The sequence below is a fragment of the Paucibacter sp. KBW04 genome (genome assembly GCF_003852425.1).
Taxonomy (GTDB): Bacteria; Pseudomonadota; Gammaproteobacteria; order Burkholderiales; family Burkholderiaceae_C; genus Paucibacter_A.
Genome location: NZ_QAJN01000006.1, coordinates 53,578 through 68,645, shown reverse-complemented (window position 1 = coordinate 68,645; position 15,068 = coordinate 53,578). Strand labels below are relative to the sequence as shown.

Annotated in this window: 13 protein-coding genes; 8 read left to right on the top strand and 5 right to left on the bottom strand. The window is 64.9% G+C overall.

The genetic code is table 11. The features are described from left to right. Positions 1-8 precede the first annotated feature (8 nt). From DBR47_RS07800 to DBR47_RS07790, 3 genes are read left to right on the top strand one after another with little or no spacing between them, the layout of a single operon-like run. A complete protein-coding gene (locus DBR47_RS07800; protein ID WP_124448682.1) occupies positions 9-911 on the top strand; it encodes a carbohydrate ABC transporter permease in 903 nt (300 codons plus the stop codon). Then, on the top strand, positions 908-1,720 hold the full coding sequence (locus DBR47_RS07795; protein WP_124448680.1) for a carbohydrate ABC transporter permease: 813 nt from the start codon (positions 908-910) through the stop codon (positions 1,718-1,720). Before DBR47_RS07800 ends, DBR47_RS07795 begins: the two co-directional genes overlap by 4 nt. Before the next feature lie 2 nt (positions 1,721-1,722). Then, complete coding sequence (locus DBR47_RS07790; RefSeq protein WP_231512195.1) at positions 1,723-2,862, top strand: ABC transporter ATP-binding protein; 1,140 nt, start codon at positions 1,723-1,725, stop codon at positions 2,860-2,862. 27 nt (positions 2,863-2,889) lie between these two features. Here DBR47_RS07790 and DBR47_RS07785 read toward each other — a convergent pair whose 3' ends face one another. The 3 genes from DBR47_RS07785 to DBR47_RS07775 form a co-directional block, all read right to left on the bottom strand. Further along, positions 2,890-3,867: a sugar kinase gene (locus DBR47_RS07785; protein WP_124448678.1), complete on the bottom strand. Its 978-nt coding sequence runs from the start codon at positions 3,865-3,867 to the stop codon at positions 2,890-2,892. A gap of 5 nt (positions 3,868-3,872) precedes the next feature. After that, positions 3,873-5,012: a PQQ-binding-like beta-propeller repeat protein gene (locus DBR47_RS07780; protein WP_124448676.1), complete on the bottom strand. Its 1,140-nt coding sequence runs from the start codon at positions 5,010-5,012 to the stop codon at positions 3,873-3,875. 79 nt (positions 5,013-5,091) lie between these two features. After that, complete coding sequence (locus DBR47_RS07775; RefSeq protein WP_124448823.1) at positions 5,092-5,676, bottom strand: TMEM175 family protein; 585 nt, start codon at positions 5,674-5,676, stop codon at positions 5,092-5,094. Positions 5,677-5,885: 209 nt separating this feature from the next. Here DBR47_RS07775 and DBR47_RS07770 point away from each other — a divergent pair, with 209 nt between their 5' ends. Further along, a complete protein-coding gene (locus tag DBR47_RS07770; protein ID WP_124448674.1) occupies positions 5,886-6,980 on the top strand; it encodes a porin in 1,095 nt (364 codons plus the stop codon). 95 nt (positions 6,981-7,075) lie between these two features. Here the strand turns inward: DBR47_RS07770 and DBR47_RS07765 are convergent, their stop codons facing one another. Further along, positions 7,076-9,190: a hypothetical protein gene (locus DBR47_RS07765; protein ID WP_156089039.1), complete on the bottom strand. Its 2,115-nt coding sequence runs from the start codon at positions 9,188-9,190 to the stop codon at positions 7,076-7,078. 140 nt (positions 9,191-9,330) lie between these two features. After that, entirely contained in the window at positions 9,331-12,621 is a 3,291-nt protein-coding gene (gene icmF, locus DBR47_RS07750; protein WP_124448668.1) for a fused isobutyryl-CoA mutase/GTPase IcmF, read from the bottom strand. 204 nt (positions 12,622-12,825) lie between these two features. Here icmF and DBR47_RS07745 point away from each other — a divergent pair, with 204 nt between their 5' ends. The 4 genes from DBR47_RS07745 (at position 12,826) to DBR47_RS24550 (ending at position 14,845) form a co-directional block, all read left to right on the top strand. Next, the gene (locus DBR47_RS07745; protein ID WP_124448666.1) at positions 12,826-13,305 is read left to right on the top strand and encodes a hypothetical protein; all 480 of its coding nucleotides are present in this window, start codon (positions 12,826-12,828) and stop codon (positions 13,303-13,305) included. A 99-nt stretch (positions 13,306-13,404) separates the two neighbouring features. After that, positions 13,405-13,893, top strand: coding sequence for a VOC family protein (locus DBR47_RS07740; RefSeq protein WP_124448664.1), 489 nt, complete (start codon positions 13,405-13,407; stop codon positions 13,891-13,893). A gap of 80 nt (positions 13,894-13,973) precedes the next feature. Then, on the top strand, positions 13,974-14,708 hold the full coding sequence (locus DBR47_RS07735) for a MerR family transcriptional regulator (RefSeq protein ID WP_197046929.1): 735 nt from the start codon (positions 13,974-13,976) through the stop codon (positions 14,706-14,708). After that, on the top strand, positions 14,705-14,845 hold the full coding sequence (locus DBR47_RS24550; RefSeq protein ID WP_156089038.1) for a hypothetical protein: 141 nt from the start codon (positions 14,705-14,707) through the stop codon (positions 14,843-14,845). The genes DBR47_RS07735 and DBR47_RS24550 overlap by 4 nt, the downstream gene beginning before the upstream one ends. Positions 14,846-15,068 lie beyond the last annotated feature (223 nt).

The following is a 15,068-nucleotide window of genomic DNA, read 5'->3' as shown; positions in this document are numbered from 1 at the left end:
AACAGGGCATGCGATTGTTTTCCACGACTTCTCTCGGCGCCGAGCGCCGAACGGCTTTGAGCTGCCTCTTGCCCCTGCTCTTGCTGGGGGCGCTGTTCTTCTACGGCTTTCTGCTCTGGACCGGCTGGCTGTCCCTGACCCGCTCGGCCCTGCTGCCCAGCGACGAGTTCGTCGGCCTCCTGCAGTACCGCCGCTTGCTGGAGGACCCGCGCTGGCAGGCCTCGCTCTGGAATCTGCTGCGCTTCGGCTTCTTCTTCGTGCTGCTGCCGCTGGCCCTGGGCCTGGGCCTGGCGGTGTTGCTGGACCAGCGCCTGCGTGCAGAGGGATTTTTGCGTTGGGTCTATCTGCATCCCATGGCCCTGTCCATGGTGGTGACGGGCAGCGCCTGGCGCTGGCTGATGGACCCGGAGCAAGGCCTGGCCGAGGGCCTGCGCCGCCTGGGCTGGAGCAGTTTTCGCTGGGACTGGCTGGCGCAGGAGGAGATGGCCGTCTATGCCCTGGTGGTGGCGGCCGTCTGGCAGATCAGCGGCTTTGTGATGGCCATCTTCTTGGCCGGCCTGCGCGGCATCGACGAGTCCTTGGTGCAGGCGGCGCGCCTGGACGGTGCGGCCGGCTGGACCCTGTACCGCCGGGTGCTCCTGCCTCAGCTGGCGCCCAGCTTGTTCTCGGCCCTGCTGGTGCTGCTGCCGGCGGCGATCAAGACCTTTGATCTGGTGGCCGTGCTGACCGAGGGCGGGCCCGGCCAGAGCAGCGAGCTGCCGGCCTTCTATATGTTCCAGATGGCGTTTGAGCGCAGCCGCCTGGGCCTGGGAGCGGCCAGCGCCATGGTGATGGTGATGATGGTGCTGTCCATCGCCCTGCCCTATGCCCTGGGGCGGGCGCGCAGCCAGGCGCGGGGGGCGCAGGCATGAGGCGCTTGCTGCTTTATCTGCTGGCCCTGTTGGCGGCTCTGGTCATCGCACTGCCCCTGCTCTTGATGATGGGCAATAGCCTGAAATCCGGCGCCGAAGTACAGCAGGGCAACTTCCTCGCTTGGCCCACTCAGCCCAGCTTTGCCGCCTGGCGCCAAGCCTGGCGTCTGCTGGCCAGCAGTTTTGCGGCCAGCCTGATGTTGGCCATGCCGGCCGTGCTTTTGTCGGCCCTGCTGGCGGCGCTGAATGGCTTTGTTTTGTGCAAATACCGCTTCCGTGGGGAGCGCTGGCTGGGCCTGCTGCTGGTGCTGGCCTTCTTCCTGCCCATCAAGGTCTATCTGCTGCCTCTGGCCATCACGATGGCGCGCCTGGGCCTGGACCGCTCGCTGCTGCTTTTGATCGCCATCCATGTGATCTACAGCCTGCCCCTGGCCTTGTTCTTCCGCAACCACTTTCTGTCCTTCCCGGACGAGCTTTTGCATGCGGCGCGGCTGGACGGCGCGAGCTTCTGGCGCCTGCTCTGGCGCATTGTGCTGCCCCTGTCCCGGCCGATTTTTGTGGTCGTGCTGATTCTGCAGTTCACCACGATCTGGAATGAGTATCTGTTCGGCCTGGTGTTTGGCCCCGACTCGGCCCGGCCCATCACGGCGGCCCTGGCCCAGCTCTCGGCCCAGACCGAAACCGGCGCGCGCGCCTATCCGCTGGAGATGGCGGCGGCCTTGCTGGCGGCGGCGCCCACGCTCCTGGTTTATCTGCTGGCGGGCCGGCATTTCACGCGCGGCCTGATTGCCGGCGCGGTCAAGGGATGATGATGAGTGAGACAAAAGAAATGGATGCGGCGCCCGACCAGGGCTTGCAGATCCGCGGTCTGCACAAGCGCTTGGGCGGCCAGGCCATTTTGGAGGACATCCACCTGGAGCTGGCGGCGGGCGAGATGCTGATCCTGGTCGGGCCCTCGGGTTGCGGCAAGTCCTCGCTGCTGAGCCTGGTGGCGGGCTTGCAGACGGCCGATGCCGGCGAGATCGAGCTGGAGGGCCGGCGCATCGATGGCCTGAGCCCGCGCGAGCGAGACATCGCCATGGTGTTCCAGAACTATGCGCTCTACCCGCATATGAGCGTGGCCGAGAACCTGGGCTTCGCGCTGGAAATGCAGGGCTGGCCCCGCGCACGGCGCGAGGCGCGGGTGGCCGAGGTGGCGCAGATGCTGCAGCTGCAGGCCTTGCTGACGCGGCGGCCGGCCCAGCTCTCGGGCGGCCAGCGCCAAAGAGTGGCGATGGGGCGGGCGCTGGCGCGTCAGCCCAAGCTGTTTTTGTTCGACGAGCCCCTGTCCAATCTCGATGCCCAGCTGCGTGCCGAGATGCGCGGTGAGATCAAGCTGCTGCACCAGCGCCTGGGCCGCACGGCCATCTATGTGACCCATGACCAGACCGAGGCCATGACCCTGGGCCATCGCATCGCCGTGCTCAAGCAAGGGCGGCTGCAGCAGCTGGGCACGCCGCAGCAGGTTTACCTGCAGCCGGCCAATCTTTTTGTTGCCCAGTTTCTGTCTTGCCCTGGCTTGAATCTCTTGCCCGCCCGGCTGGCCACCGACGGCGCGCTGCGCCTGCTGCCGCGCGGCGCGGAGTCGCAGGACTGGATGGCCGATGGTGCAAGGCTGCCGCCACCGGCGCGCCTGGTGGGCCGCTCCCTGCTGCTGGGTTGGCGCACCGAGACGCTCAGGCTGAGCGAAAGCCGGGTCAGCGAGCCCGGCTGGCTGCGCCTGCAAGCGCCCCTGCGCCTGGTCGAGCCACTGGGCCCAGACTGCCTCTTGCAGCTGCAGCTGGGCGAGCACAGGCTGCAGCTGCGCCTGCCCGGTTGGCCGGCCTTGAGTGCGGGGGCCGAGCTGAGGCTGGAGTTCCCCTGCGAGGCGATGTGGGTGTTTGACGCCGAGACGGGGGAGCGGCTGGATTGATGGGGGCAGCGTTGCTGCCACCAGGACTCAGGCCGCGGGCATGGCCTGGCGCGGCATGATGGCCCCGGCATGCTGGATCACCTGGGCGGCCAGGCGGTTGCCGGCCGCCGCGGCCTGGGCCGCCGTGGCGCCGCACAGGCGCTCGGCGAGATAGGCGCCGCCAAAGGCATCGCCGGCCGCCGTGCTGTCTATCACCTGGACCACCGGCTCGGTGGGAATCTCGCGGATCGGCTGGCCGGCGACCCGCAAGAGGGTGGGCTCGCGGCCGCGTTTGATCACCACGTCGGAGCAGGGCAGCGTGAACAAGCGCCGCAGCAGCGCCTCCGTCGCCAGGCCGGGGTGGAGCGCGCGCTCGTCGTCCAGGGTCAGCAAGGCGATATCGGCCAGGGCCAGAGCTTGGGCATGCACGGCGGCGGCGCTGGCGGCGTCGGGCCAGAGGGCGGGGCGGTAGTTGCTGTCAAAGACCACCAGGCCGCCTCGCTGGCGCACGCCGCGCAGCAGCGCCAGCAGGCGGTCGCGGGCCGGCGCCGGCAGTATGGCCAAGCTGATGCCGCTGATGACGATGGCGCCGATGTTGTGGCGGCGGCAGGCCTGCTCCAGGGCCGTGTCAGGCGGCTCGAAGTAGGCCCGTGCCGCACTCTCGCCGCGCCAGTAGGCAAAGCTGCGCTCACCACGGGCATCGGTGCTGATGGTGTAGAGCCCGGGCTGGCGCTGGCTGAGGCGTTGCACCAGGCGGCAGTCGATCTGCTCGGCCTGCCAGGCCTGGACCATGGCATCGCTGAAGGCCTCGGTCCCCAGGGCCGTGGCATAGCTGACCCGGATGCCGCGGGCGCTGCCGCTGCGCGCCAGATAGATGGCCAGATTGAGGGTGTCGCCGCCAAAGCCGACCCGCAGCCTGCCCGGCCCCTCGGGCCTGAGCTCGACCATGCACTCGCCGAAGACGATGACCTCTTGCGACAGAGTGGCCGTGGCCTGAGGCGCGGGCTTGGAATCTTGGCCGCGCATGAGTTTCAGTCCAGGCCCAGCTCATGCACCTGGCCGCTCTCATCGCCTAGCAGCAGCCGGCGGCCCTGCAGCTGCGGGCGTGCGAAGCTGGCGGCGGGTAGGGCGATTTGCCACAGCAGCCGGCCTTGGCTGTTCAAGGCGGTCAGGCGGCCCGGGCCGGTTGTTTGATAGGCCGCGCCGCTGGCGAAGATCAGGGTGTCGCCATCCATGGCGGGGCCTTGAAACACGTTTTGATCGAGCTGGTACTGCCAGCGCAGCGCGCCGCTGCTGGCGTCCTGGCCGCGGATGCGAAAGCCGTCGGACTCGGCGCTGACGATCAGCCCCTGCTTCGTCAACACGGGCCCGGCCATGATCCAGTTGCCCTGCCTGTCCTCGGCCCAGAGCTCGCGCGCCTGGCTTAGCGAGTAGGCGCGCAGATGGGCGTCGCGCCCGCCCACCCAGACGGTGTCGCCTTGCTGAGCGGGCTGGCCCTGGATCAGACCCTGAGCCAGCTGCCAGCTTTGCAGCAGGCTTCCGTCGCGCAGGTCCAGCTTGTGCAGCTTGCCGCTCTGATCGGCCAGCCAGGCCGCTTGCCCTGCCTCGTCGACGCGCGGCGTGGCTTGCACGGCTTGGGGCAGGGTCTGGCGCCAGATCGGGCGGCCATCTGTGGCGCGCAGGCGCATGACGTCGCGCCCATGGGCCAGCAGCAGCTCCTGGCCCTGGGCCAGGGCGATGGGGTCGGGCAGATAGGCGTCCCAGCGCGGGCTCTGGGCACTCAGGCCGAGGTCGGCCAGCTCGCGTTGCCAAACGGCGGGCGCGCTGGGGCGGCCCTGCTTGAGCGCAAAGGCCTGCAGGCTTGTGCTGCTGGCAACGATCAGAAAATCATCCAACACCAGCGGTGCGCTCAGAACAGGCCCGGGCAGTTGAGCCAGGGCCTGGACCGCCGCGCCGCCTGGCGGGCGGCAGAAGACCTCGCCCGCCAGATTGCCGGCGCACCAGCCGCCGCCGGGCAGGGCGGCCACGGCCGCACGAATGGGACTTGGGCCGGCGCTGCTTCCTTGGCGGCTACTGCTGCTCAGCAGCTCCCCTGGCTTGGGCTCACACAGGCCGGGCAGGGTGAGCAAAACGATCAAGGCCAGGGCAAGGCGGGGGCGCAGCGTGGGCATGGAAGACGCTCCTGAGTGGGGGGCAGGTGTTCGGTCCTCACTCTAGGCCCCTGTGCCTTCAGGAAAACTTAATAGCGTCTTAGCCTTGGCTTTCCTGCAGATGCCGTTCGATGCGGCGATCCGGGATCAGCCACATGGCCGCCACACAGGCATACAAGCCTATGGCCAGGCCCACATGCACATAGGCCAGGGCAATCGCCAGCGCATAGAACACCAGCGAGAGCCGTCCCTTGACATCCTTCCCCAAGGCCTTGGCCAGGGCGGAGTCGGCGCTGTGAATGCGCAGCAGCACCCGCACCAGCATGTAATAGGCCAGGCCCGCCATCAGCAGGACAAAGCCGTACAGGGCCACCGGCAGGGGCTGCCAATGGTTCTCGCCCATCCAGCCGGTGACAAAGGGGATCAGCGAGAGCCAAAACAGCAGATGCAGATTGGCCCAGAGCGCGCCGCCCGAAACGTTCTTGGCCGCGTGCAGCAGATGGTGATGGTTGTTCCAGTAAATGCCCACATAGATAAAGCTCAGCACATAGCTGAGGAACACCGGCAGCAGGGGCTGCAGGGCGGCAAAGTCTTCGCCGTGCGGAACTTTGATCTCCAACACCATGATGGTGATGATGATGGCGATGACGCCGTCGCTGAAGGCTTCCAGCCGGCCCTTGCCCATTGTTGCCATGAGTTGCTCTGCTCTCGTTTGTTCGCAATGCGCGCACTTTAGACCAGGCCAGGGCCCACTTTGAAGCCGCTGTGGGGGACAGGGCCTGGGGACGCAAAAAAACAAATACCGGCTTTGGCAAAGCTGGGGACTCTGACAAGCGCACTACATATGCGCTTTCTACATTGGAGCGAGTTTCCACCCCCTGCCAAAAACTCCCCATGAACAACAAGACTCTTGTTTCGATCTCGCTTCTGTCCACCCTGTTGATGGCCTCCGGCCTGGCCCAAGCGCAGCAATCCAGCGTGATCGTCTACGGCCTGATCGACGCGGCCCTGCAATCCACCAATGGCGCGGCCGTCTCGCCCGGCGTCAGCGGCACTCAGCATCGCCTGACTTCCGGCGGCATCCAGGGCAGCCGCTACGGCTTCAAGGGCAGCGAGGATCTGGGTGGCGGTTTGAAAGCCGTGTTCGACCTAGAGAACCAATTCGACGTCAGCACCGGTCAGAACAAGAGCAGCGCCCAGGCCTTCTCCCGCAAGGCCGATGTAGGCATCAGCGGCGACTTTGGCCGCCTGACCGTGGGCCGCCACACCATTTTTTCCTACGATGTGCAGGACGAGTTGGACCCGGTCCAGTTCGCCAACTTCACGCCCCTGGGCAATAGCGGCGACGCGCCGGTGACCAAGTTTGCCGACTATCAAGTCGTCAATGCCCGCCGTGACAACTCCGTCAAGTACAACTTCAGCAGCGGCGGCCTGAGTGCAGGCTTGATGTACGCCTTCGGCGAAGTCGCCGGCAATACCAGCGCCAACAGCAGCCTGGGCGGCAAGCTGGGCTATGCGAGCGCGGGCTTCAAGGTCTTGGCCTCGGTCGACCAGGTCAAGGATGCCAAGGACGCCAAGGCTCTGGGTAGCACCCTCGGTGCCACCTACACCTTGGGCGATGTCACCGGCTTTGTGGGTTATGTGAGGGTTAAGAACGAGTTCCAGTCCGCCGGCGGTTTTGGCCAGACCAATACCGTCTGGTGGTTGGGCGCGCGCTACGCCGTGCTGCCGGCCTTGGCCCTGCACCTGGGCTATTACGACCAGAAGCAGAGCGACACGACGACCGCCGCTGGTGTTGCCCAGCCCACAGCCGACGGCAAGGCACAGACCCTGTCCTTCCTCGCGGACTACACCCTCTCCAAGCGCAGCGATGTCTACTTCTCGCTGCAGAACAGCTGGCTCAAGGACGGCATGATTGCCGCCATGTCCCCCAGCGGCCGCCGCGACCAGGTGGCTTCGGCTTTGCTGGGGATTCGGCATAAGTTCTGAGGCCTGAGCTTTGAGCAAAAAAAGGCTGGGGCAGGATAATTGCACCAGCCTTTTTGGCGTGGATCTCAGGTCGAGGGGCTATCGCTGATCGACCTTCAGCGCAGCCAAAGCGATCTGAGATTGATCTGACGGGCGATGTCTTCGCACATAAAGCTCAGCTTGTTGCCCGCATCCAAGATAGGCCAGTCGTTACTTGAACAAAAGACGTCGGTGCGGAAGACCTGCGGCTGCAAGGCACTCAAGGGGCGACCGTCCAGCGAGTAGATCAAAACTTCGGTCGAGCCGATCTGGCTTTCGCTCGGGGTCAAATTGATGGTGCTCGCGCGGCTCAGCATGAGGTGCTCAGTGCCTGCCAGCCTCAGCTGGTAGTCGTCGGCGGCAAGGTAGAGAGGCGGGCCTGCTTGCAGTACCGTTTCGCCGCTGGCCAGTATCGGCGCACCTTGTGAGTCCAGCTGGAACAGGAATTTTCCTGGCTTGCCTGTGGGCTTGTAGATCGCGCCGATGAACAAGGGGCCGCCGCGCATGGCCGTGAATTTGAGATTTGGATCGGAATAGTTGCTGACCAGGGTGCGCGTTATCAAGCCGCTCGGCCCCAGCGCGGGATTCAGCACGGAAACCTGCAAATCACTGACCACGTCCCCCGAACTTGGCTTTTGCCAAACGACGTAGGGACGCCCTTCGAAGACCGCTAGGCGGGCAAAGAAGCCCTGATAGTTGATGCCCGGTTCAATGTAGAGCTGGACCGCATCGCCCAGCGGCTGGCCGGTCACGCGATCAAAACCGCGCAGCCACAAACGAGACTCATAGCGGAAGTCACCGGGTTTGCTGTCGGCTGTTCTGCTGACGAGAGTCCAAACCAACCACAGCTGCCGCCCTTCGATTGCCTTCTCAAGTTTGAAGCCCTCGACGGCCGTGGGGTCACCCAAACGACGGTCTATGGCTTGCGGAGGGGTGCTATCGACGGCGCGTCCTTGCAGATCGAAGTTGCGAAGCTGAATCGGATCGAATCCGCTTTCTCGAATGCTCAGCAGCCCCTCTGCGTGCCCCAGCAATGAGCCGCCTGCTTGCTGCAATTCACTCGATAGGAGAGCGGCGTCCATTGAACCTTGTGGGCTAAGGTGAACTAGCAGCGCTTTGTCGTAGGAGTAGTTGTAGTTCGCATTGAAGAGGAACGCACCGCCGCCTGCCTGAATGACGAAATTCGAAGTCGAACTCAGAGCCTGGCCGGGCGTACTCGGGAAGTCGGCGGGCAAGCGCAGCGGAACCAGGTCGGTAAACCCCAGGCCTCGGTCTCCTGCTTGGAAACTGCGGAGCTGCTCGGTGTAGACCCGCCTCAGCCCATTGGTGTCGGGCACCTCTTCGATGGTCTGACGCACGATGCCCAAGCCCTGCGCATACCAGACCTTGGCCCTGGCCTCGACCACCGGCGCCTCAATCTTGCTCAAGGTGAGCTTGGCGCGGGCGCGGATGAAGGAGTCGACGCGCACGCTGTTGATGGTGCCGAGGCGTTGCGATTGCAACACTTCAGGTCCGATCACTCGGGCATAGCCAGCCACTTCCACGGCGTCGTTCTTGCCGTCTCCGTCGAGGTCTTGGGTGAGCTCGATCAGGGTCGAGTCCAGCAAGGTGTATTGATCGCCTGCGCGAACAGGCGAGCGCAGCTCGGGCCACTGGATCGATTGCAGTTTGCCGGTGCCCGCCAGGTCGACTTGCTCAATGCTGCGAATCTCTTGGCCGCTGAGCAGCAGCTCTTTGCTGCTACTGCTGCCTTCATTGCCCGCATTGCTGGACTGCTCGACCACGCCGCCGCCGCTGCGCAGCAGGTGTTTGACCGTGTTCTGGTAAGCGACGATGGGGCCAAAACTGCTGCCGTCAGCGCGCACCTGAACACTTTCCCCTTGGTAGTTCCAGCTCGCATCGACCTGCAGAGGCCGTAGCTGAATGGCCTCCGTGGATAAGACTTCGGCAGGTGTTGGCGCCGGCGGAATCAGGCTAGGCGGTGGAGGAGGTGCCGGGGCGGGCGTGGGGGCAGGCGCCGGTGCGCTGCTAGAGCCGCCACCGCCACCACCGCCGCACGCCGCGAGCAAAAGAGCCAGCGTGAGGGCGGCGGAAACGCTCCGGATGTCGTACTTCGGCTTTGCCGAGCTTGGCAAACTGACTGACTCAGCGCTGAAGCAGCGGGTCGACTGGATCAATGGTGTCTTCTGCATTTTGGCTAGGCCCTCCTCGGAGCGAGCAGCATAGCCAGGGAATGCGACGGAAGACGCGGGCGTCTAGGCTAGCCCGCGTGACTATTCACCAGTTGGTCTCGGCGGCGATTTCAGCCTACCGAGCCCAAGGTGCTTGTCACTTACATGCTGCGCCGATACTGCCCACCCACTTCGAACAGCGCCGAGGTGATCTGGCCCAAGGAGCAGACGCGCACCGCGTCCATCAGCACATTGAAGACGTTGTCGTTGTCGATCACGGCCTGTTGCAGGCGCGCCAGCATGGGGCCGCTTTCGGCCGCGTGGGCGGTGTGGAACTCGGCCAGGCGTGTGAGTTGCGACTGCTTTTCTTCCTCGGTGGAGCGAGCCAACTCGATGCTCTCCATCACCTGATCGCCATGCGGATTGCGGAAGGTGTTGACGCCGATGATGGGGTACTCGCCGGTGTGCTTGAGCATCTCGTAGTGCATGCTCTCTTCCTGGATCTTGCTGCGCTGGTAGCCGGTTTCCATGGCACCCAGCACGCCGCCGCGCTCGGCGATTTTCTCGAACTCGCTCAGCACGGCTTCTTCCACCAGCTCGGTCAGCTCCTCGATGATGAAGGCGCCTTGTGAGGGGTTCTCGTTCTTGGCCAGACCCCACTCGCGGTTGATGATGAGCTGAATGGCCATCGCACGCCTAACGCTTTCTTCGGTCGGCGTGGTGATGGCCTCGTCGAAGGCATTGGTGTGCAGGCTGTTGCAGTTGTCGTAGATGGCGATCAAGGCCTGCAAGGTGGTGCGGATGTCGTTGAACTGGATCTCCTGGGCGTGCAGTGAGCGGCCCGAAGTCTGGATGTGATATTTCAGCTTTTGGCTGCGTTCATTCGCACCGTACTTGTCGCGCATGGCCACGGCCCAGATGCGGCGGGCCACGCGGCCCAGCACGGTGTACTCCGGGTCCATGCCGTTGCTGAAGAAGAAGCTTAAGTTCGGCGCGAAGTCATCGATGTGCATGCCGCGCGCCAGGTAGGCTTCCACAAAGGTGAAGCCGTTGGACAGCGTGAGCGCCAGCTGCGAGAGAGGGTTGGCACCGGCCTCGGCGATGTGATAACCGCTGATCGAGACGGAGTAGAAATTGCGCACATTGTGGTGCACAAAGTACTCGGCGATATCGCCCATCACCTTGAGGCTGAACTCGGTGGAGAAGATGCAGGTGTTCTGGCCCTGGTCTTCCTTCAGGATGTCGGCCTGCACCGTGCCGCGCACATTGGCCAGCACCCAGTCCTTGATCTTGGCGGCCTCGTCAGCCGTCGGCTCGCGGCCGTTGTCCGTCTTGAACTTGGCGAGGTTCTGGTCGATGGCCGTGTTCATGAACATGGCCAAGATAGAGGGCGCCGGGCCATTGATGGTCATGGACACGCTGGTCGTCGGGCTGCAGAGGTCGAAGCCGTCGTACAGCACCTTCATATCGTCCAGCGTCGCGATGCTAACGCCGGAGTTACCCACCTTGCCGTAGATATCGGGCCGGGGCGCGGGGTCGGCGCCGTACAGCGTGACGGAGTCGAATGCGGTGGACAGGCGCTTGGCCGGCATGCCTTCGCTGACCAGCTTGAAGCGGCGGTTGGTGCGGAAGGCATCGCCCTCGCCGGCGAACATGCGGGTGGGGTCCTCGCCCTCGCGCTTGAAGGCGAACACACCGGCGGTGTAGGGGAAGCTGCCGGGCACGTTCTCCAGCAGCAGCCATTTCAGCAGCTCGCCGTGGCACTCATAGCCGGGCAAGACCACCTTCTTGATCTTGGTGCCGGAGAGGCTGGTGTGGACGAGGTTGGTGCGTATCTCCTTGTCGCGGATCTTCACCACATACTCGTCGCCGGCATAGGCCTTTTGCATATCGGGCCATTGGGCCAGCAGCTTGCGGGCGGCGCCGTCCATCTGCGCTTCGCGGCATTCCACCAGCTCGGCCAGGGCTTCGCGGGCGCGGGTCTTCTCGGCATTGGCCTCTTGCAGCATGCGCGAGCTGGCAGTCAGCTGCTGGATCTCGCGGGCCAGGGTGGCTTGATGGCGGGCGCGCTTTTTGTAGCCGCGCACGGTGTCGGAAATCTCGGCCAGATAACGCACACGCGCAGCGGGCACGACCGGGGTTTGATGGGTGCTGTGGCGGGTGTTGACGATGGGCAGGCGGCCTTCAGTCAGCTGCAGGCCCAAAGCGGCTAGGCGCGGCTTGAGGGCTTGGTAAAGCGCGGTGACGCCGTCGTCGTTGAAGCGGCTGGCCATGGTGCCAAACACCGGCATTTCTTCGGGCCGGGTGGTGAAGGCTTCCTTATTGCGCTGTACCTGCTTGGCCACATCGCGCAAGGCGTCCAGCGAACCCTTGCGGTCGAATTTGTTGATGGCGACGAACTCGGCGAAGTCCAGCATGTCGATCTTCTCGAGCTGGCTGGCGGCGCCGAACTCGGGCGTCATCACATACATGGGCACGTCCACATGGGGGACGATGGCCGCATCGCCCTGGCCTATGCCCGAGGTCTCCACCACGATCAGATCAAAGCCCGCCAGCTTGGCGGCGGCGATCACATCGGGCAGGGCCTTGGAGATTTCGCTGCCGAAGTCGCGGGTGGCGAGGCTGCGCATGAACACGCGCGAGCCCTGCGACCAGGGGCCGATGGCATTCATGCGGATGCGGTCGCCCAGCAAGGCGCCACCGCTCTTGCGGCGCGAGGGGTCGATGGAGATGACGGCCACGCGCAGCGCATCGTTCTGGTCCAGGCGGATGCGGCGGATCAGCTCGTCCGTCAGGCTGCTCTTGCCCGCGCCGCCGGTGCCGGTGATGCCCAGCACAGGGGTCTTGATGTCTTTGGCCGAGGCTTGCAGGCTCGCGACCAAGCCGGGGTCGGCCTTGCCGTTCTCCAGCGCCGTGATCAGCTGGGCCAGGGCGCGCCAAGCGGCTTCGCTATGGCCTTGGATCGCGTCCAGGGTCTTGGGGGCGAGGGGAGAGAAGTCCTGGTCGGCCTTCATCATCATCTCGCCGATCATGCCGGCCAGGCCCATGCGTTGGCCGTCCTCGGGGCTGAAGATGCGCACGCCATGGTCCGACAGGTCGCGGATCTCGGCCGGCACGATCACGCCGCCGCCGCCGCCAAAGACCTGAATTTTTTCGCCGCCGCGCGCGCGCAGCAGGTCCACCATGTATTTGAAGTACTCCACATGGCCGCCCTGGTAGGAGCTGATGGCGATGCCTTGGGCGTCTTCTTGCAGCGCAGCGGTGACGACCTCGTCCACCGAGCGGTTATGGCCCAGATGGATCACCTCGGCGCCCATGCCTTGCAAGATGCGCCGCATGATGTTGATGGCCGCGTCATGTCCGTCGAACAGGCTGGCGGCGGTGACGAAACGCACTTTGTGCGTGGGGCGGTACTCGGCCAGGGCTTTGTACTCGGCGGACAGATCGGTCATGGCTTGTCTCCAGGAAGGGGCGCGGCGGCAGTGCTTTGTGTTGTTTGCTCAAACAAGTGGGGCAGGCGTGCTCCGCCCTTTGTAGCAGCAAGACTGGCCCGATTCTAGGGCTTGATTGACGTTAACGTAAACGTCAATCAAGCGTCATTCGGCGCCAGCCTGGCTTGTCACAGGCGCGCAACCCTGGGTCAGCAAGATGGGCGGATGGAGATGCCGCTTAAACCCCAGAAAACCGAGGCCGCCCGCCATGTCTTGTTGCACGAGCGCCGCCGGCTCTCACCGGCGCTGCGCGCGCTGCTGATTACCGTGGACGGGCAGCGCGATGTGCAGGCCTTGTCCAGCTTGGCGAGAGGCTTGGGCCTGCCCGAAGACGCCCCCCAGCAGCTGCGCGCCGCGGGTCTCATCACCTGGCGCTGTGAACGCGAACTGGCCGAGGCCAGTCGCCGAGCCCAGACGCTGGTGCGCGCCAAGTTCTTCGCCATGGACCTGGCGGAGCGTTTTCTGCTCGGCAAGGACGAGGCCTTGCGCGCCAGCGTGCGCGAGGTGGACAGCGAGGCCAGCTTGCAGGCCTGGTTGGCCGAGGCGTCGGGGCATATTGCCCTGACCGAGGGCGGGGCGGCGCGCGCGGGGCAGTTTATGCAGCTGGTGCAGCGCTGTTTGCACGCCGAGGCCGGGTTTGTTTGAGTTCAGCGATTGAGTCCGGGGAAACCAGCTTGGCGTGGCCGGGTCCCAGGCCCAGAATCCCTTGGTCTTGACCCCTCATCAGCCCGGAGCCTGCAAGCCATGAAGCCCGCCAAGAACACCATCTGCCTCTGGTTCGACGGCGCCGCCGAAGAGGCTGCGAATTTTTACGCTCAGACCTTTCCCGACTCCTCTGTCGATGCGATTCACCGCGCGCCGGGCGACTACCCTGCAGGCAAGCAGGGCGATGTGCTGACGGTGGAGTTCACCGTCATGGGGATTCCTTGCCTGGGCCTCAACGGCGGACCCGGCATCAAGCACAGCGAGGCCTTTTCATTCCAGGTGGCGACCGAGGATCAGGCGGAAACCGATCGCTTGTGGGACGCCATCCTCGGCAACGGCGGCGTGGCCAGCGCCTGCGGTTGGTGCAAGGACAAATGGGGCCTCTCCTGGCAGATCACCCCGGTGCAGCTGGTCGCGGCCATCACCGACCCGGACCCGGCCGCGGCCAAGCGCGCCTTCGAGGCCATGATGGAGATGGGCAAGATCGATATCGCGACCATTGAAGCCGCGCGACGCGGGTCGCGCTAAGAACTTAGCCGCAACACTTGACCCTGACCTAGGGTCAGGCTCGATCATTCGCCCCCAGCTAACAAGACATGGAGGCGTTTGTGGACTACAGCGTTGGAGATTTGGCCAAGCGATGCGGCTTGACCGTGCGGGCCTTGCATCATTACGAGAAGCTGGGCCTGCTCAAGCCCACAGGGCGTACGGAGGCGGGCTATCGGCAATATGGCGAGGCGGATGTGCTGCGCCTGCATCGGTTGATGGCGCTGCGCCAGTCTGGGCTGGCTTTGAAGCAGGTGGGCGCCTTGCTGGACGCGGAGCATCCGCCGCTGCGTGAAGTGCTGGCGCGGCAGATCGAGGCCCTGGAACAGCAGGTGCAAGAGCAGCAGCATTTGCTGCGAGCCCTCAGGCAGGTGCAGGACTCGGCGAGCGCCTCGTCTGAGGACCTGATCAGCCAGCTGATGCGTGCCATGTCCATGATGCGGGTGCATCAAAAATACTTTGACGCCGCGCAGTTGAAGCTGCTGGCCGGCCGCCGCGACGCCCTGGGTGAAGAGGCCTTGCGAGCCAGCGAAACGGCTTGGCCGCTCTTGATCCAAGAAGTGCAAGCGGCCATGGCGGCGGGCGTGGACCCGGCCAGCCCCCAGGTCTTGGCATTGGCGCGGAGATGGCAGGACTTAACGCGACAGTTCGTCGGCGAGGACGCCGGCATCCAAAGCAAGGTCCGCGAGATGTATGCCAAAGAGCCCGAGCTGCAGCGCAGCACCGGGGTGACGCCTGCATTGCTGGCCTTCTTGCGGCAGGCCTTGCTGCAGCCAAGTCCAGCAAGCGCGCCATGAGCGAGGCATTGACAGCGGCCCTGCCCACGCCGCCACGGGGAGTGCTGCTGGGCAATCGCAATCTGCGCTGGCTCTTGGGCGGCGGCCTGCTGTCCATGTTGGGTGATCAGTTCACCCAGCTCGCCCAGGCTTTTTGACTTTGATGCCTTGAGCTTCCTCGTCTTTGCCTGTTCGCCTACTTTGCCGCCTTCGCCGTCTTTGTCGGCGGCCCCATCCGGTCGCCTTGCCGGAGATGTTACAGAGGCAGTTGCCGGGTGGTGCCGCCTGGCTGGGCTTCCTGCTGGCCAGCCACGGGCTGGGCACTCTCATGGGCATGGCCTGGATCAGCATTCGGCTTGGTTGGCGGCTCAGATCTTGCCT